This is a genomic window from Paracoccus sp. AK26 (assembly GCF_011801365.1).
GTDB classification, from domain to species: Bacteria; Pseudomonadota; Alphaproteobacteria; order Rhodobacterales; family Rhodobacteraceae; genus Paracoccus; species Paracoccus aerius.
The window spans coordinates 1,148,191-1,164,997 of record NZ_CP041041.1; the positions used below are offsets into that span (position 1 = coordinate 1,148,191).

Here is a 16,807-nt window from a genome sequence, read left to right on the forward strand (position 1 = left end):
GGAGGGCGACGATGCCTGGATACCTGACCACCCATGTGCTGGACACGGCGCGCGGCCGTCCGGCCGAGGGGATGGAGGTGGTGCTGTTCCGTCTTGAAAACGGCCAGCGGACCGAAATTGCACGATTGAAGACCAACCACGACGGCCGCACCGACAGCCAGATCCTGCCTGCTGCCGATTTCGCGACCGGCCAGTATGAACTGGAATTCCACGCGGGCGCCTGGATGGACGCCACCGGCGTTGATCCCGAAAGCCCGCGTTTCCTGGACGTGATCCCGATCCGCTTCGGGATGTCGCAGCACGATCACTACCACGTTCCGCTGCTGGTCTCGCCCTTCGGCTATTCCACCTATCGGGGAAGCTGATCCATGCTGCATCTTGTCCCCGACCAAATAGTCCTCTGGGAATGGCTGGCATTCGCGATCCGCTGGACCCATGTCATCACCGCCATCGCCTGGATCGGATCCTCCTTCTATTTCATCGCCCTGGATCTTGGGCTGCAAAAGGCGCCGCACCTGCCGAAAGGTGCGCATGGCGAGGAATGGCAGGTCCACGGCGGCGGCTTTTACCACATCAACAAGTACCTGGTCGCACCTGAGCAGATGCCGGACCACCTGACCTGGTTCAAATGGGAAAGCTATTCCACCTGGCTGTCGGGCGCTGCGCTGTTGATGGTCACCTACTGGGCGGGCGCGAACCTGTATCTGATCGACACGGCCAAGGCCGACCTTGCGACCTGGCAGGCGATCCTGATCTCGGGCGGGTCGCTGGCGCTTGGCTGGCTGATCTATGACACGCTGTGCAAGTCCAGGCTGGGCGAGACGCCGACGATCCTGATGCTGCTGCTGTTCGTGGCGCTTGTCGTGATGGGCTGGGGCTATACGCAGGTCTTCACGGGCCGCGCGGCGCTGCTGCACCTGGGCGCCTTCACCGCCACGATCATGACGGCCAACGTGTTCTTCATCATCATGCCGAACCAGCGGATCGTGGTGGTGGACCTCAAGGCCGGGCGGGCGCCCGATCCGAAATACGGCAAGATCGCCAAGCTGCGTTCCACCCACAACAACTATCTGACGCTGCCGGTCATCTTCCTGATGCTGTCGAACCACTATCCGCTGGCCTTCGCCAGCCAGTACAACTGGCTGATCGCGGCGCTGATCTTCCTGATGGGCGTGACCATCCGGCATTTCTTCAACACCATGCACGCCCGCAAGGGATACCAGTGGTGGACCTGGGCGGTGACGGTGGTGCTGTTCATCATGGTGATGTGGCTGTCCTCCGCAGGCCTGAACCAGGACACGCTGGAACAGGCCGAGGCCCGGCCCCTGACCCCGGTCGAGGCCCGCTTCGCCGAGGCCGAGGGATTCGGGCAGGTCAGCGACGCCGTGCTGGGCCGCTGTTCCATGTGCCACGCGCGTGAGCCGGGATACGAAGGCATCCATCATGCGCCGAAGGGGGTCTTCCTGGAAACCCCCGGCGATATCGCGAAGCACGCCCGAGAGATCTATGTCCAGGCTGGCTTGACCGACGCGATGCCGCCCGCCAACGTCACCTACATGGAGCCGCAGGAGCGCGAGCAGATCATCCGCTGGTTCCGTGCGGCGGGCGGGGCAAGCCTGGCGGGGATGTAGGCCGTGTTCCGTATCCGGCCCGCACGGCCCGAGGATACGGCGTCCCTGTTCGAGGTGCGGACCTCGGTCCGGGAAAACCACCAAGGGGTCGGGGAACTGGCCGGACTGGGCATCACGCCCGAAAGCGTTTCGGCGATGATCGGGGCGGCCCCTTGCTGTTGGGTCGCCGTCGAGGACGACCGGATCGCCGGCTTTTCCATGATCGACGACAACGCGGGAACCCTGTTCGCGGCCTTTGTGCGGCCTGAATGCGAAGGGCGCGGCATCGGGGGCGCGCTTGTCGCCAGGGCCGAGGCCGCGCTGTTTCAGCGCCACCCTGTCATCTGGCTTGAAACCGGACGCGGCACCCGCGCCGCTGCCGTTTACCGCCATCTCGGCTGGGGCAGCGAGATCGATCTGGGCAACGGAAATATCCGCCTTTTCAAGACCCGTCCTGCCTAGCGGTCGAAGACCTTCTTCAATTCTCGCACCGCGAAGTCCGCGAACATCCGCACCTTCGGGTCCTGCAACCGCCGATGCGGCGTCAGGGCGCCGAACTGCGCAGGCAGGGGGCGGTTCTGCGGCAGGACCTCGACCAGGCGCCCGGCCTTGATATCTGCCGCGACCTCGTAGAGAGGCCGGTTGGCGATGCCTTCGCCGCCAAGCGCCCAGGTTGTCAGGACGTCGCCGTCATCGGTGTCGAAACGCCCCGAGACCATCATCTTTTGCGGGCCGTCATCGGTCTGCAGAACCCAGTAGAACTCGGGGCTGCGGGGATAGCGCAGCAGCAGGCAGTTATGGTCGACCAGATCCTCGGGCGCCTTGGGCGCGCCGTGCCGCGACAGGTAGTCGGGCGAGGCGACCAGCACGCGCGGACAATCCGCGATCTTGCGCCATTTCAGCGCCGAATCGGCAGGTTCGCCCAGGAAGAAGGCCAGGTCGATGGCGTCCTCGACGATGTTGACGTTCCGGTCCGACAGCCTCAGCCGGAACTCGACACCAGGGTTTTCCTTGCAGAAGGGCGGGATCAGCGGGGCGATCAGCCGTCGTCCCAGGCCCAAGGGCGCGGTCAAGCGGATCACCCCCTGCGGGCGGCCCGAGAAGCTGCTGACCAAGGCCTCGGCCTCGTCCAGGGTGTCGATCACGCGACGGGCATTGTCATAAAAGGCGCGGCCGATCTCGGTCGGGGTCAGCTTGCGGGTGGTGCGGTTCAGAAGCCTGACGCCGAAGCGGTTTTCAAGATCCTTGATGCGATTCGAGGCAACTGCCGGTGAAAGCCGCAGATCCCGCCCGCCGGACGTGATCGAGCCCAGTTCGACCACACGGACAAAGACGCGCAGGCTTTCAAGATAGGACATGGATGATAGGCCGTTTTCAAGGATTCGTGTAAAGTCTTCCGGGTCGGCACCAATTTCGCAACCGTTTTTTTCGGCCTAGCTTGATGACGGGTCCACAGCCACGAAGGAATGCCATGACACCCGCCCTGCGCTTTCTGCTGAACGGTCAGCAGGTTGAACTGACCGAGGTCGGTGCCTCGGACACGCTGCTGGATTTCCTGCGCATCAACCGGCGTCTGACCGGGACCAAGGAAGGCTGCGCCGAGGGGGACTGCGGCGCCTGCACTGTGCTGGTGGGCCGCCTGACCGACGACGGGCTGATCTATGAACCCGTGAACGCCTGCATCCGCTTCCTGGCATCCTGCCATGGCTGCCATATCGTCACGATCGAGCATCTGCGCGGGCCGGACGGCGGTCTGCACCCGATCCAGGCCGCGATGGTGGAACATCACGGCAGCCAGTGCGGCTTCTGCACGCCGGGCATCGTGATTGCGCTGTATGGCTTGTGGATGACCAATCCGGGCGCCACGGCCACCGATATCGAAGTCGCGCTGCAGGGCAATATCTGCCGCTGCACGGGATACGAGCCGATCATCAAGGCCGCGCTTGCAGCCGGACGGGCGGGCGGACAGGCATCCGACGCCCTGGCGGTGGAACGGGAACTGGTGACCGCGAAGCTGCGCGAGATGCGGGGCGAGAGGGTCGAGCTGTCGAAGGGTGGCGAGCGTGCCATCATCCCCGCCGATGTGGATGACCTTGCCGCCGTGCTGGAAGCCGAGCCGAAGGCCACGATCATCGCGGGCGCGACCGATGTGGGCCTGTGGGTCACGAAATTCATGCGCGACATCTCTCCGGCGGTGTTCATCGGCCACCTGATGAAGTCCAAGCGTGTGGAGGGCGAGGAGATCCGCCTGGGTGCGGGCGTCACTTATTCCGAAGCCGCGCCCCTGATCCGCCAGCACATCCCCGCCGCCCATGACTATTGGCTGCGGATCGGCGGCTGGCAGGTGCGCAACATGGGCACGATTGGGGCCAACATCGCCAACGGTTCGCCCATCGGCGACACGCCGCCCCTGCTCATCGCGCTTGGCGCGCGGATCGTGCTGCGCAAGGGCGCCGCGCGGCGCGAACTGCCGCTGGAGGATTTCTTCATCGAATACGGCAGGCAGGACCGGAGCGTTGGCGAGTTTGTCGAGGAGGTCATCATCCCGACCAAGCCGCAGGCCCGGATCGCCGCCTACAAGGTCAGCAAGCGCCGCGACAGCGACATCACCGCCGTGGCCGCCGGTTTCTGCCTGACCGTTGAGAATGGCACCATCACCGACGCCCGTATCTGCTTTGGCGGCATGGCGGGCATCCCCAAGCGCGCCGCAGGGGCCGAGGCCGCGCTGAAGGGCCAGCCCTTCGCCCGCGACACCTTCGAGGCAGCCGCCCGCGCCGTGGCCGACGATTTCCAGCCCCTGTCCGACTGGCGCGCCAGCGCCGATTATCGTCGCGCGGTCGCCGCCAACCTGTTCCGCCGCTTCTGGCTGGAGCAGACCGAGACCGGCCTGCCGGTGCGCCTGCATGAAGCCGTTGGAGCATGACATGAAAGACGATCTCATCATTCGCGGCCAGGCGCACCAGGACACGATCCACGACAGCGCCATCAAGCATGTCACCGGCCGCGCGGATTACACCGACGACCTGGCCGAACCCCATGGGCTTCTGCACGCCTATCTGGGCCTGTCGCATTGCGCGCATGGCAAGATCACCGGCATGGATTTTTCCGAAACGCTGGCGCATCCCGGCGTGGTGGGCGTGCTGACCGCCAAGGACATTCCCGGCGTCAACGACGTGTCCCCCAACGGCAAGAACGACGACCCGATCTTCGCCGAGGAAGAGGTCCTGTTCTGGGGCCAGCCGATCTTTGCCGTGATCGCGGAAACCCGCGACCAAGCGCGGCGCGCGGCGCACAAGGCGCGCATCACCTATGACGTGCTGCCCCATGCGCTTGATCCGATGGCTGCGAAGGACGCGGGCATGGGCTATGTCACCGATCCCCTGACGCTGCGCCGGGGCGATGCCGACGCGGGCATGGCCGCCGCACCCCGCCGCATCAAGGGCCGCTTCAACATCGGCGGGCAGGACCATTTCTATCTTGAAGGCCAGATCGCCATGGCCGTTCCGGGCGAGGACGAGGACGTCACGATCAACGTCTCGACCCAGCACCCGTCCGAGGTGCAGCACATGGTGGCCCATGTCCTGGGCTGCCAGAACAACGCGGTCGTGGTGAACGTGCGGCGCATGGGCGGCGGCTTCGGCGGCAAGGAAACGCAGATGAACCTGTTTTCCTGCGTCGCGGCCATCGCCGCGAAACGCTGGAACCGCGCCGTCAAGATTCGCCCCGACCGCGACGACGACATGACCGCCACCGGCAAGCGCCACGATTTCGTCGTGGACTACGAGGTTGGCTTCGACGACGACGGCCGCATCCGCGCCGTGCAGGGCGACTGGTATGCCCGCTGCGGCTTCTCGGCCGACCTGTCCGGCCCGGTCACCGACCGCGCGTTGTTCCATTGCGACAACGCCTATTACTATCCTGACGTGCGCGTCAGCAGCCATCCCATGAAGACCAACACGGTCAGCAACACCGCCTTCCGGGGCTTTGGCGGCCCGCAGGGCGTGATCGTGGCCGAACGGATGATCGAGGAGATCGCCTATGCCCTGGGCCGCGACCCGCTGGAAATCCGCAAGGCGAACCTTTACCAGAACGGCCAGCTGACCCCCTATCATCAGGAGGTCACCGACCAGATCCTGCCGCGCATCTTCGAGGATCTGGAGGCATCCAGCGACTATCAGGCCCGCCGCCAGGCCGTGCTGGACTGGAACGCCAAGGGCGGCGTGATCCGCAAGGGCATCGCGCTGACCCCGGTCAAGTTCGGCATCAGCTTCACCGCGACCTGGTTCAACCAGGCGGGCGCGTTGATCCATGTCTATAACGACGGCTCGATCGCGCTGAACCACGGCGGCTGCGAGATGGGGCAGGGCCTGAACACCAAGGTCGCGCAGGTCGTGGCCGAAGCATTCCAGTGCGACATCGGCAACATCAAGATCACCCGCACGACGACGGAAAAGGTGCCCAATACCTCGGCCACGGCGGCGTCGTCAGGGACGGATCTCAACGGCATGGCCGCGCTTGACGCGGCCGAACAGATCAAGGCCCGGCTGGTCGAATTCGTGTCCGAACGCTGGCAGCAGCCCAAGGATGAGGTGCGCTTCGTTCCCGGCCATATCCGCGCGGGCGATCACATGATCCCCTTCAGGGAAGTGATCGCGGCGGCCTACATGGCGCGCATCCACCTGTCGGCGGCAGGCTTCTACAAGACGCCCAAGATCCACTGGGACCGTTCGACGGGTCGGGGGCGGCCCTTCTATTACTACGCCTATGGCGCAGCGGTGTCCGAGGTTTCGGTGGATACGCTGACCGGGGAATACGTGATCGACCGCGCCGACGTGATCCACGACGTGGGACGCTCGCTGAACCCGGCCTTGGACAAGGGCCAGGTCGAAGGCGCCTTTGTTCAGGGCGCGGGCTGGCTGACCACGGAAGAACTGTGGTGGGACGACAAGGGGCGCCTGCGGACCCATGCGCCGTCGACCTACAAGGTGCCGCTGGCGTCTGACAGGCCGCGCGTCTTCAACGTCAAGCTGGCCGACTGGTCCGAGGCGTCCGAGCGCACCATCAAGCGGTCCAAGGCCGTGGGCGAGCCGCCCTTCATGCTGGGCATCAGCGTCTTCGAGGCGATCAACATGGCCGTCGCATCGTTCAGCGACTATCGAGAACCGGCCCGCCTTGACGCCCCCGCCACGCCCGAGCGCGTGCTGATGGCGATCGAGAAGCTGCGGGGATGATCCGCGTCCGGGTCATCCAGGCCTTGGGGTCCACGCCGCGCGATGCCGGGGCCGAGATGTTCGTCGGCCCCGCATCGGTCGAGGGCACCATCGGCGGCGGGCAGTTGGAATACATGGCCATCGACCGCGCCCGCGCCATGCTGTCATCGGGCGAGGCCGAGGCGCGCATGGACATCCCCCTGGGCCCCGAGATTGGGCAATGCTGCGGGGGCAGGGTGGTCCTGCATCTCGACCGCGAAGGCCCCACGCCCGAGGATCACCCGGACGTGCTGGTCTTCGGCGCGGGCCATGTCGGCCGTGCGCTGGCCCAGGCCATGCAGCCCCTGCCGGTCAACGTGACCCTGATCGACAGCCGCCCCGAGGAACTGGCCCAGGCCGCCCCTGGCATCGAGACCCGCCTGACCCCGCTGCCCGAGGCCGAGATCCGCGCGGCCCGCCCCGGCAGCGCCGTGGTGATCCTGACCCACGACCACGCGCTCGACTTCCTCCTGGCCGCCGAGGCGCTGTCGCGCGACGACCTGTCCTATGTCGGCATGATCGGCAGCGCCACCAAGCGCGCGCAGTTCAGCCGCTTCGCCCGCGAACGGGGCCTCGACCCTGCGCCGCTGGTCTGCCCGATCGGCGCGGGCTTCACCCATGACAAGCGCCCGGCGGTCATCGCCGCCTTCACCGCCGCCGAACTGATCGCGCGGCTGACCGCAGCTTCTTCGTTGAAAAAATACCCATGCAACAACTGATCCGGGGCCGCGTCCTTGGCTTCCATGCCGACCCCCACGACACCCAGGACAACCACCGCTACATCGAGGACAGCGCCATCCTGGTCGAGGACGGCCGCATCCTGGCCGTGGGCGATTACGCCGAGCTTGCCCGCGACGGCCTGGCCGAGATCGACCACCGCCCGCACCTGATCATGCCGGGCTTCATCGACACGCATATCCATTTCCCGCAGGTGCAGGTGATCGCAAGCTGGGGCGCGCAGCTTCTTGACTGGCTGAACACCTATACCTTCCCCGAGGAAGCACGCTTCGCCCAGCAGGGCCACGCACCCGCCATGGCCGACGCTTTCCTGAACCTGCTGACCGATCACGGCACCACCACCGCCGTCGCCTTCTGTTCCGTCCACAAGGAATCCGCCGAGGCGCTGTTCTCTGCCGCCCATGCCCGGAACATGGCCATGGTCGCCGGCAAGGTGATGATGGACCGCAACGCCCCACCCGAGGTGCTGGACACACCGCAGCAGGGATACGACGACAGCAAGGCGCTGATCGACCGCTGGCACGGCACCGGCCGCCTGCGTTACGCGATCACGCCGCGCTTCGCGATCACCTCGACGCCCGAGCAGATGGAAATGGCGGGGACGCTGGTCCGCGAACATCCCGACTGCCACATCCAGACCCACCTGTCGGAAAACAGGGACGAGATCGACTTCACGCTGAGCCTTTATCCCCAGGCGCGCGACTATCTGGACATCTACGAGACCTACGGCCTGCTGTCGGACAAGCTGCTGCTGGGCCATTCGATCCACCTGCGCCCGCGAGAGATCGCGCGCATGGCCGAGACCGGCAGCCGGGCAGTGTTCTGCCCGACCTCGAACCTTTTCCTGGGCTCGGGCCTGTTCGACGAGGCGGGCCTGCGCGAGGCAGGCGTGGTCAGCGGCATCGCCACCGATGTTGGCGGCGGCACCAGCTATTCCATGCTGCAGACCCTGAACGAGGGCTACAAGATCCTGCAACTGCGCGGGCAGAAGCTGACTCCGCTGTCGGCCTTCCATTGGATCACGCGCGGCAATGCGATGGCCCTGGGGATGGCGGACCAGATCGGCACGCTTGACCCCGGCAGCATGGCGGATCTGGTGGTGCTGGACGCCCGCGCGACACCCGCGATGGCGCTGCGCATGGACCGGGCCGAAACGCTCGAACAGGAACTGTTCGTCCTTCAGATCATGGGCGACGACCGCAGCATCCGCCAGACCTATGTTGCGGGCAAGCCGATGAAGGCACTGGGTTAAATCTGGCGGGTCAACCCACGAAATCGTGATCTTCGGGAACTTCTTCCATACCTTCCGGATTTTCCCGCAGACAAGGAAACGGAGATCACGATGAAGACCCTTCTGACCCTGACTGCCGCCACCTGCCTTGCAGCCGGTGCCGGCCTGGCCGAGACCACGATCATCCAGACCCAGCCTTCGACCACGGTGACGCAAGTCGAAAGCGACCCGAACACGACCGGCGGCGGCGCGCTTGGCGGCGCGACCACGGGCGCGGTGGCCGGTGCTGCCATCGGTGGCCCCGTGGGTGCGGCCATCGGCGGCGCGGCCGGCGCGATCGTGGGCGATGTCAGCGAAGACGCGATGACCCCGGAAACCCGCACCTATATCATGGAGAACCGGACCGAGTCCGTGGTGCTTGACAGCGACCTGGCGGTCGGGACGGTCGTGCCGGAAACCGCCACGATCCAGACGGTCCCGAACTCGAACGTGCAGTATGTCTATGTGAATGACCGCCCCGTGGTGGTGAACCCTGAAAGCCGCGAGATCGTCTATATCTACGAATAAGCGCCGGCTGACACTTTCGGTGAAAGGCCGGCCTTAGGGTCGGCCTTTTTCGGTGCAACCCCTCTTATGTGCGGGCTTTTCTGCCGCGTTGCGGCAGGTTATCCTTTGCGAAACAAGGCGGATCGCAAGGGACAGCTTCATGACCAAGATCACCCCCGTCCTGATGGCAGGCGGATCGGGAACCCGGCTTTGGCCCGTGTCGCGGCAAAGCTTTCCCAAGCAGTTCGCCCCTCTGATGGGGGATGAGACGCTGTTCCAGGCCTCGGCCCGCAGGCTGTCCGGCCCGGATTTTTCCGAACCGCTGGTCATGACCAATTCGGACTTCCGCTTCATCGTGGCCGAGCAGCTGGAACAGGCGGGCATCCATCCCGGCGCCATTGTGATCGAGCCTTCCGGCCGCAACACCGCGCCCGCGATCCTGGTCGCTGCCCTGATGGTGGCCGCCAAGGATCCCGAGGGGTTGCTGCTGGTGGCGCCCTCGGATCACGTGATTCCGGACAGCGCGGCATTTGCGCGTGCGGTGCGACAGGGCGTGGGCCCGGCATCCGAGGACCGGATCGTGACGTTCGGCGTCACCCCCGACCGCCCCGAGACGGGCTACGGCTATCTGGAACTGGCGGGCGAGGGCGAGGGGCCGCAACCCCTTGCGCGTTTCGTGGAAAAGCCGGATGCGGACTTGGCGGCCCAGATGCTGGCGCAGGGCAATTTCCTGTGGAACGCCGGCATCTTCCTGTTCCGCGCCGACACGATGATCGACGCCTTCCGCGCCCATGCGCCGGAATACCTGTCGCCGGTCCTTGCCGCCCTGGACGAGGCCAAGGACGATATCGGCTTCCTGCGCCTGGCGCGGGGGCCCTGGGACAGCCTGCCAGACCAGTCGATCGACTATGCCGTGATGGAAAAGGCTCACAACCTTGCGGTCGTGCGTTTTTCCGACCGCTGGTCGGACCTGGGGGGCTGGGACGCCGTTTGGCGCGAGGCGCTGCTTGAGGCGCCGTCCGAGAACGGCGTGGCGGCCGACGGCAACTCGACCGCGATCGACTGTCATGACGTGCTGCTGCGGTCCGACAGCGACGACCTGCAGGTCGTGGGCATCGGCCTGACCGACGTGATGGTCGTCGCAACCTCGGACGCGGTGCTGGTCGCGGACAAAAGCCGCGCACAGGATGTCCGCCATGCGGTTGGCGCGCTGAAGGCCAGGGGCCGCAAGCAGGCCACCGCCTTTCCCCGCGACCATCGTCCCTGGGGCTGGTTCGAGACGCTGGCCCTGGCCGACCGCTTCCAGGTCAAGCGCATCGTCGTGAAGCCAGGCGCAGCCTTGTCCCTGCAAAGCCATGTGCATCGGTCCGAACACTGGATCGTCGTCAGCGGCACGGCGCGTGTCACGGTGGACGACAAGGTGACGCTGGTGACGGAAAACCAGTCGATCTATGTGCCCCTGGGTGCCCGCCACCGAATGGAGAACCCTGGCAAGGTGCCGATGGTCTTGATCGAGGTGCAAACCGGCAGCTATCTGGGCGAGGATGACATCATCCGCTATGAGGATGTCTACGCCCGCAGCAGCACGGACTGATCATTCAGCCCGGGGGCGCTTCGCCCCCCGGACCCCCCGAGGATATTTGCGCCAAGGTGAAGGGATATGCCCCCCGTTCATAATCTTCTATAGGATTATGAATTTGCCGTTGGGGGCCTGCGTCCTTATATCTGCCGCTTCCTGGCAAGGGTGACATGATGACCGGCAGACTATCCCCATCCCCCGCATTTGCGGCGCTTGACGCTGCGGCGGCCGAACGGATCCTGATCCTCGACGGGGCGATGGGCACCCAGATCCAGCAGCTCCGCCTGGGCGAGGACGACTATACTGGCCGCGGGTCGGGCCATGCATGCCGCCACCATTCCGACCACCCGCAGCAAGGCAACAACGACCTTCTGATCCTGACCCAGCCCGAGGCGGTCGAGGACATCCATTACCGCTATGCCATGGCGGGCGCGGATATCGTGGAAACGAACACCTTTTCCGCCACGACCATCGCCCAAGCCGATTACGGGATGCAGGACGCCGTCCATGACCTGAACGTCGAGGGCGCGCGGATCGTGCGCCGCGCGCTGGACCGCGCCACCGCGCAGGATGGGCGGCCCCGTTTCGTCGCGGGCGCCATCGGACCAACGAACCGCACCGCGTCCATCAGCCCCGACGTGAACAATCCAGGCTATCGCGCCGTGACCTTCGACGACTTGCGCATCGCCTATCTGCAGCAGGCGCGCGGCCTGATCGAGGGCGGGGCCGACATCCTGCTGATCGAGACGATCTTCGACACGCTGAATGCCAAGGCCGCGATCTTCGCCTGCATCCAGGCGATGGAGGCCCATGGGCAGGCGCTGCCGCTGATGATCTCGGGCACGATCACCGATGCTTCGGGGCGCACGCTGTCCGGCCAGACGCCGACCGCCTTCTGGCATTCGGTCCGCCATGCCCGGCCCTGGTCGGTGGGGCTGAACTGCGCGCTTGGCGCATCCGCCATGCGCCCGCATCTGGCGGAACTGTCGGGCGTGGCCGAAACCAACATCTGCGCCTATCCGAACGCCGGGCTGCCCAATGCCTTCGGCCAATATGACGAAGGCCCCGACGACACTGCCGTGCAGGTCGCCGAATTCGCCCGCGAGGGCCTGGTCAACGTCGTCGGCGGCTGTTGCGGCACCACGCCCGACCATATCCGCGCCATTGCCGAGGCGGTGGCGCAATTCACCCCCCGAAAGGTGCCCGAATATGCTTGACCGTCACTTGCGCCTGTCGGGGCTGGAACCCTTTGTCCTGACGCCCGACATCCCCTTTGTGAACATCGGCGAGCGCACGAACGTCACCGGGTCCGCCCGCTTCCGCAAGCTGATCACCAACCGCGATTACGCGGCCGCCCTCGAAGTCGCGCGCGATCAGGTGGAAAACGGCGCGCAAATCATCGACATCAACATGGACGAAGGCCTGATCGATTCGAAGGCCGCGATGGTCGAGTTTCTGAACCTGCTGGCGGCCGAACCCGATATCGCGCGCGTCCCGGTGATGATCGACAGTTCCAAGTGGGAGGTGATCGAGGCGGGCCTGCAATGCGTCCAAGGCAAGCCGGTCGTGAACTCGATCTCCATGAAGGAGGGAGAGGAGCAGTTCCGCCAGCAGGCCCGCCTGTGCCTGGCCTATGGCGCGGCGGTCGTGGTCATGGCCTTCGACGAACAGGGCCAGGCCGACACCTGCGACCGCAAGATCGAGATCTGCGCCCGTGCCTACAAGATCCTGACCGAGGAAGTCGGCTTCCCGCCCGAGGACATCATCTTCGACCCCAACATCTTCGCCGTCGCGACGGGGATCGAGGAGCACAACAACTATGGCGTCGACTTCATCGAGGCGACGCGCTGGATCCGCCAGAACCTGCCCCATGCCCATGTCTCGGGCGGGGTGTCGAACCTGTCCTTCAGCTTCCGCGGCAACGAGCCCGTGCGAGAGGCGATGCACGCCGTGTTCCTGTATCACGCCATCCAGGCGGGCATGGACATGGGCATCGTCAATGCGGGCCAGCTTGCCGTCTATGACGGGATCGACCCCGACCTGCGCGAAGCCTGCGAGGATGTTGTCCTGAACCGCCGCGACGACGCGACGGAACGGCTGCTGGACATCGCCGAGCGCTTCAAGGGCGAGGGCGGGGCCAAGGCGCGCGAGAAGGACCTGTCCTGGCGCGAATGGCCGGTCGAGAAGCGGCTGGAACATGCGCTGGTGAACGGCATCACCGAATATATCGAGGCCGATACCGAGGAAGCCCGCCTTGCAGCCGAACGTCCGCTGCACGTCATCGAAGGCCCGCTGATGGCGGGGATGAACGTGGTGGGCGACCTGTTCGGCGCGGGCAAGATGTTCCTGCCGCAGGTCGTGAAATCCGCCCGCGTGATGAAGCAGGCCGTGGCCGTGCTGCTGCCCCATATGGAGGCCGAAAAGGCCGCGAACGGCGGCAGCGGCGAACGCCAGGCTGCGGGCAAGATCCTGATGGCGACGGTCAAGGGCGACGTCCATGACATCGGCAAGAACATCGTCGGCGTCGTGCTGGCCTGCAACAACTACGAGGTCATCGACCTGGGCGTCATGGTGCCCGCGCAGAAGATCCTGCAGGTCGCGCGTGAACAGAACGTCGATGTGATCGGGCTGTCGGGCCTGATCACCCCGTCCCTGGACGAGATGGTCCATGTCGCATCCGAGATGGAGCGCGAGGGCTTCCACGTGCCGCTGCTGATCGGCGGGGCCACGACCTCGAAGATCCACACGGCGGTCAAGATCGCGCCGCGCTATCACCAAGGTCCGGCGGTCTATGTGACCGATGCCAGCCGCGCGGTGGGGGTGGTGTCGTCGCTGCTGTCGCCCTCGCAGCAGGCGGATTACGTCGATGCGATCCGCGCCGAATACCTGGACGTGGCCGAACGCCACGAACGCGCCGAGGCCGCCAAGCAGCGCCTGCCCCTGGCTGCCGCGCGGGCCAATGCGCTGAAGGTGGACTGGTCCGCCTATCGGGCCACGGCGCCGCAGTTCACCGGCACCCGGATCATCGAGGACTGGGATCTGGCGGAAATCGCGCGATACATCGACTGGACGCCGTTCTTCCAGACCTGGGAGTTGAAGGGCGTCTATCCCCGCATCCTCGAGGATGAGAAGCAGGGCGAGGCTGCCCGCGCCCTGTTCGCCGAGGCGCAGGAGATGCTGGGCCGGATCATCGAGGGCAGGTGGTTCAACCCTCGCGCCGTGGTGGGTTTCTGGCCCGCCAATGCGGTGGGCGACGACATCCGCCTGTTCACCGGAGAGGATCGGCAACAGCCGCTTGCCACGCTGCACACCCTGCGCCAGCAGGTGACGAAACGCGGCGACCGCCCGAACGTGGCTTTGTCCGATTTCGTGGCGCCCGAAGGACGGCCCGATTACGTCGGCGGCTTCGTCGTCACCGCCGGTCCCGAGGAATCCGAGATCGCCGCCCGCTATGAACGCGCGAACGACGATTATGCCGCGATCATGGTCAAGGCACTTGCCGACCGCATCGCCGAGGCCATGGCCGAGATGCTGCACGAACGCGTCCGCAAGGAACTATGGGGATACGGCGCCGATGAAACCTTCAGCCCGCAGGACCTGATCGGCGAACCCTACAAGGGCATCCGCCCCGCGCCGGGATATCCCGCGCAGCCGGACCACACGGAAAAGCTGACGCTGTTCCGCCTGCTGGACGCGGAAAACGCTACCGGCGTCACGTTGACGGAAAGCATGGCGATGTGGCCGGGGTCATCGGTCTCCGGCCTCTATATCGGCCATCCCGACAGCTATTACTTCGGCGTCGCGAAGATCGAGGAAGACCAGGCCCGCGACTATGCCGCGCGCAAGGGCATGGATCTGGCCGAGGTCGAACGCTGGCTGGCCCCGATCCTCAACTATACGCCACGCAAGAAGGACGAGGCCGCGTAAGCCTCGTCCCTTCTTCGTTGCCGAAATACCCCAGGGGGCCCGGGGGACTGGTCCCCCGCTTCTTCGTCTCAGAACCCGGCCTTGATCTTCTCGAACTCGGCCAGTTGCTTTTCGCGCTGCGCCGGATCGTTCGGCGTCTGGGCCAGGATCGGGGCATCGACCTCGCCCAGACCCTCTTTCACCGCAGGTTCCTCGGCAATGGTCGCCATCGCCTCGGTCGAGGTGTGGCCATAGCCGATCGTGTCCAGCAGCGCCTTGCCCGCCGAAGGCTCCAGCCAGGCGTTGATGAAGTCATAGGCCTTTTCCTCGTTGCCCGGCCCGTCCTTCAGGTTGATGTATCCGCAGAAGAAGGTGGACGACCCTTCCTTGGGCGCCCGCTGGAAGGCGACGGGATAGTTGTCGTTCTGCAGATAGACCACGCCGTCGTTCCACGACCAGGCGATGTCCACCGCGCCGGACGCCATCAATTGCGCCTGTTCCGACGGATCCGCCCAGTAGGCGGCGACGTTCTGATGCGCCTGGCGCAGCCAGTCGGCGGCGGCCTGGAACTGTTCGTCGGTCACATTGGTCCAGTCGGTCGTCCCGGTTGCCAGATAGCCAAGCGCCCAGACATCATCCGAGGAATCCGGCAGCGAGGTGCGGCCCTGGTACTTCGGATCGACGAAGACCTGCAGCGTGGACACGTCCTCGGCCGGAACCGTTTCGGGATTATAGGCGATGGCCGTCGCGCCCCAGTCGGTCGGGATGTACCAGACACCCTCGTCGTCCTTGAACACCTCGGAGGCGAGGAACTGCGGGTCGATTTTGTCAAAGTTCGGGATCTTCGACGTGTCCCACGGTTCGATCAAGCCTGCGTCGCGATACTTGCTGACCATCTGGCTGCAGGGATGGGCCACGTCGGCCTTGAAGCCCGAGGCGATCTTCTGGAACGCCTCGTCATCGTCGCCATAGAAGGCATAGGTCGGGCTGTCGCCGTGCTTGTCGATATAGGCCTGGAAGATCGACGGTTCCTCGAACCCCGCCCAGTCGAAGACGGTCAGTTCCGGGTCCGCCGCCATAGCGGGCAGTGCGACAGAGGAAGCAAGGGCGGTGGTGATCAGCAAGCGCATGATTTCGGGCCTTCCTGTTGGGCGGTTTGATCCGAACGCTAGCGGCGGCATAACCATCGCGCAAGGGCATCGCGCGCCGGTCAAGGACCGCTGATCAGCGCATCCGCAACGCGCCGTCCAGCCGGATCACCTCGCCGTTCAGATAGGCATTCTCGACGATATGGGCGGCCATGCGGGCGAATTCCTGCGGATCGCCGAGGCGGGCCGGAAAGGTCACCTCAGCCGCAAGGCTGTCCTGCACGTCCTGCGGCAACCCGCGCAGCATGGGCGTGGCGAAGATGCCCGGCGCGATGGCGCAGACGCGGATGTTCAGCCCGGCCAGATCACGTGCAAGGGGCAGCGTCATGCCCGCAATCCCCGCCTTGGACGCGGCATAGGCCGCCTGGCCCTTCTGCCCGTCGAAGGCCGCTATCGAGGCCGTGTTCACGATCACGCCGTTTTCCGCGCGTCCGTTCCGGGCCATTTCGGCTGCCGCCAGCCGCAGCACGTTGAAGCTGCCAACCAGGTTCACCTCGATCACGCGGCGAAAGGCGTCAAGGTCGTGCGGGCCGTTCCGTCCAACGGTCCTTTCGCCGGTCACGACGCCCGCGCAGTTCACGCAGATGTCGATCCCGCCCATGATCCCAACTGCCTGCGCGATGGCCGCAGCCGTGCTGTCGGCCGAGGTCACATCCGCCTGCACATGATGCGCGCCGGTGCCCGCCTCGCGGTCCAGCACCACCACCGTCGCGCCCTGGCTGCGGAACCAGTCGACCGTGGCAGCGCCCAGGCCCGATGCGCCGCCGGTGACAATTGCGCGGCTGTTTCCCAGGTCCATG

14 protein-coding genes are annotated in these 16,807 nt (G+C 65.6%); 11 read left to right on the plus strand and 3 right to left on the minus strand.

Features of this window, described 5'->3' with window-relative positions; all coding sequences use genetic code 11:
• The first annotated feature begins 11 nt into the window (after positions 1 to 11).
• Genes uraH through FIU66_RS05650 form a run of 3 tightly spaced genes read left to right on the plus strand, consistent with a single transcriptional unit; the run spans position 12 to position 2,072 of the window.
• Positions 12 to 365, plus strand: a complete 354-nt coding sequence (uraH, locus tag FIU66_RS05640; protein WP_167621790.1) for a hydroxyisourate hydrolase — start codon at positions 12 to 14, stop codon at positions 363 to 365.
• 3 nt (positions 366 to 368) lie between these two features.
• Positions 369 to 1,631: a urate hydroxylase PuuD gene (locus FIU66_RS05645; RefSeq protein WP_167621791.1), complete on the plus strand. Its 1,263-nt coding sequence runs from the start codon at positions 369 to 371 to the stop codon at positions 1,629 to 1,631.
• A 3-nt stretch (positions 1,632 to 1,634) separates the two neighbouring features.
• Positions 1,635 to 2,072: a GNAT family N-acetyltransferase gene (locus tag FIU66_RS05650; RefSeq protein WP_167621792.1), complete on the plus strand. Its 438-nt coding sequence runs from the start codon at positions 1,635 to 1,637 to the stop codon at positions 2,070 to 2,072.
• Here FIU66_RS05650 and FIU66_RS05655 read toward each other — a convergent pair.
• Entirely contained in the window at positions 2,069 to 2,968 is a 900-nt protein-coding gene (locus tag FIU66_RS05655; RefSeq protein WP_167621793.1) for a LysR family transcriptional regulator, read from the minus strand. The genes FIU66_RS05650 and FIU66_RS05655 overlap by 4 nt on opposite strands.
• 113 nt (positions 2,969 to 3,081) lie before the next feature.
• On the opposite strand from FIU66_RS05655, the gene xdhA reads away from it, so the two are divergent.
• The 8 genes from xdhA to metH all read left to right on the plus strand — a co-directional run bounded on the left by xdhA (position 3,082) and on the right by metH (position 14,880).
• Positions 3,082 to 4,533, plus strand: a complete 1,452-nt coding sequence (xdhA, locus tag FIU66_RS05660; RefSeq protein ID WP_167621794.1) for a xanthine dehydrogenase small subunit — start codon at positions 3,082 to 3,084, stop codon at positions 4,531 to 4,533.
• Between the two features lies 1 nt (position 4,534).
• Positions 4,535 to 6,841: a xanthine dehydrogenase molybdopterin binding subunit gene (gene xdhB / locus FIU66_RS05665; protein ID WP_167621795.1), complete on the plus strand. Its 2,307-nt coding sequence runs from the start codon at positions 4,535 to 4,537 to the stop codon at positions 6,839 to 6,841.
• Entirely contained in the window at positions 6,838 to 7,578 is a 741-nt protein-coding gene (gene xdhC, locus FIU66_RS05670) for a xanthine dehydrogenase accessory protein XdhC (RefSeq protein WP_167621796.1), read from the plus strand. The genes xdhB and xdhC overlap by 4 nt, the downstream gene beginning before the upstream one ends.
• Positions 7,566 to 8,849 carry a guanine deaminase gene (gene guaD / locus FIU66_RS05675; protein ID WP_167621797.1) on the plus strand — a complete coding sequence of 428 codons (1,284 nt, stop codon included), beginning with the start codon at positions 7,566 to 7,568 and terminating at the stop codon, positions 8,847 to 8,849. The genes xdhC and guaD overlap by 13 nt, the downstream gene beginning before the upstream one ends.
• A 90-nt stretch (positions 8,850 to 8,939) precedes the next feature.
• Positions 8,940 to 9,395, plus strand: a complete 456-nt coding sequence (locus tag FIU66_RS05680) for a DUF1236 domain-containing protein (RefSeq protein ID WP_167621798.1) — start codon at positions 8,940 to 8,942, stop codon at positions 9,393 to 9,395.
• 139 nt (positions 9,396 to 9,534) lie between these two features.
• The gene (locus FIU66_RS05685; protein WP_167621799.1) at positions 9,535 to 10,968 is read left to right on the plus strand and encodes a mannose-1-phosphate guanylyltransferase/mannose-6-phosphate isomerase; all 1,434 of its coding nucleotides are present in this window, start codon (positions 9,535 to 9,537) and stop codon (positions 10,966 to 10,968) included.
• Between the two features lie 155 nt (positions 10,969 to 11,123).
• On the plus strand, positions 11,124 to 12,170 hold the full coding sequence (locus FIU66_RS05690; protein WP_167621800.1) for a homocysteine S-methyltransferase family protein: 1,047 nt from the start codon (positions 11,124 to 11,126) through the stop codon (positions 12,168 to 12,170).
• Positions 12,163 to 14,880, plus strand: a complete 2,718-nt coding sequence (metH, locus tag FIU66_RS05695; RefSeq protein WP_167621801.1) for a methionine synthase — start codon at positions 12,163 to 12,165, stop codon at positions 14,878 to 14,880. Before FIU66_RS05690 ends, metH begins: the two co-directional genes overlap by 8 nt.
• A gap of 68 nt (positions 14,881 to 14,948) precedes the next feature.
• On the opposite strand, the gene FIU66_RS05700 is transcribed toward metH, so the two are convergent.
• Positions 14,949 to 15,989, minus strand: a complete 1,041-nt coding sequence (locus tag FIU66_RS05700) for a PotD/PotF family extracellular solute-binding protein (RefSeq protein WP_167621802.1) — start codon at positions 15,987 to 15,989, stop codon at positions 14,949 to 14,951.
• Between the two features lie 94 nt (positions 15,990 to 16,083).
• Complete coding sequence (locus tag FIU66_RS05705) at positions 16,084 to 16,806, minus strand: SDR family NAD(P)-dependent oxidoreductase (protein ID WP_167621803.1); 723 nt, start codon at positions 16,804 to 16,806, stop codon at positions 16,084 to 16,086.
• Position 16,807 lies beyond the last annotated feature (1 nt).

Excerpts from the sequence above, each read along its gene's own strand:
- uraH (WP_167621790.1), top strand. The coding sequence starts at position 12 with ATGCCTGGATACCTGACCACCCATGTGCTGGACACGGCGCGCGGCCGT.
- FIU66_RS05645 (WP_167621791.1), top strand. The coding sequence starts at position 369 with ATGCTGCATCTTGTCCCCGACCAAATAGTCCTCTGGGAATGGCTGGCA.
- FIU66_RS05655 (WP_167621793.1), bottom strand. The coding sequence starts at position 2,968 with ATGTCCTATCTTGAAAGCCTGCGCGTCTTTGTCCGTGTGGTCGAACTG.
- xdhA (WP_167621794.1), top strand. The coding sequence starts at position 3,082 with ATGACACCCGCCCTGCGCTTTCTGCTGAACGGTCAGCAGGTTGAACTG.
- xdhB (WP_167621795.1), top strand. The coding sequence starts at position 4,535 with ATGAAAGACGATCTCATCATTCGCGGCCAGGCGCACCAGGACACGATC.
- xdhC (WP_167621796.1), top strand. The coding sequence starts at position 6,838 with ATGATCCGCGTCCGGGTCATCCAGGCCTTGGGGTCCACGCCGCGCGAT.
- guaD (WP_167621797.1), top strand. The coding sequence starts at position 7,566 with ATGCAACAACTGATCCGGGGCCGCGTCCTTGGCTTCCATGCCGACCCC.
- FIU66_RS05680 (WP_167621798.1), top strand. The coding sequence starts at position 8,940 with ATGAAGACCCTTCTGACCCTGACTGCCGCCACCTGCCTTGCAGCCGGT.
- FIU66_RS05685 (WP_167621799.1), top strand. The coding sequence starts at position 9,535 with ATGACCAAGATCACCCCCGTCCTGATGGCAGGCGGATCGGGAACCCGG.
- FIU66_RS05690 (WP_167621800.1), top strand. The coding sequence starts at position 11,124 with ATGATGACCGGCAGACTATCCCCATCCCCCGCATTTGCGGCGCTTGAC.
- metH (WP_167621801.1), top strand. The coding sequence starts at position 12,163 with ATGCTTGACCGTCACTTGCGCCTGTCGGGGCTGGAACCCTTTGTCCTG.
- FIU66_RS05700 (WP_167621802.1), bottom strand. The coding sequence starts at position 15,989 with ATGCGCTTGCTGATCACCACCGCCCTTGCTTCCTCTGTCGCACTGCCC.
- FIU66_RS05705 (WP_167621803.1), bottom strand. The coding sequence starts at position 16,806 with ATGGACCTGGGAAACAGCCGCGCAATTGTCACCGGCGGCGCATCGGGC.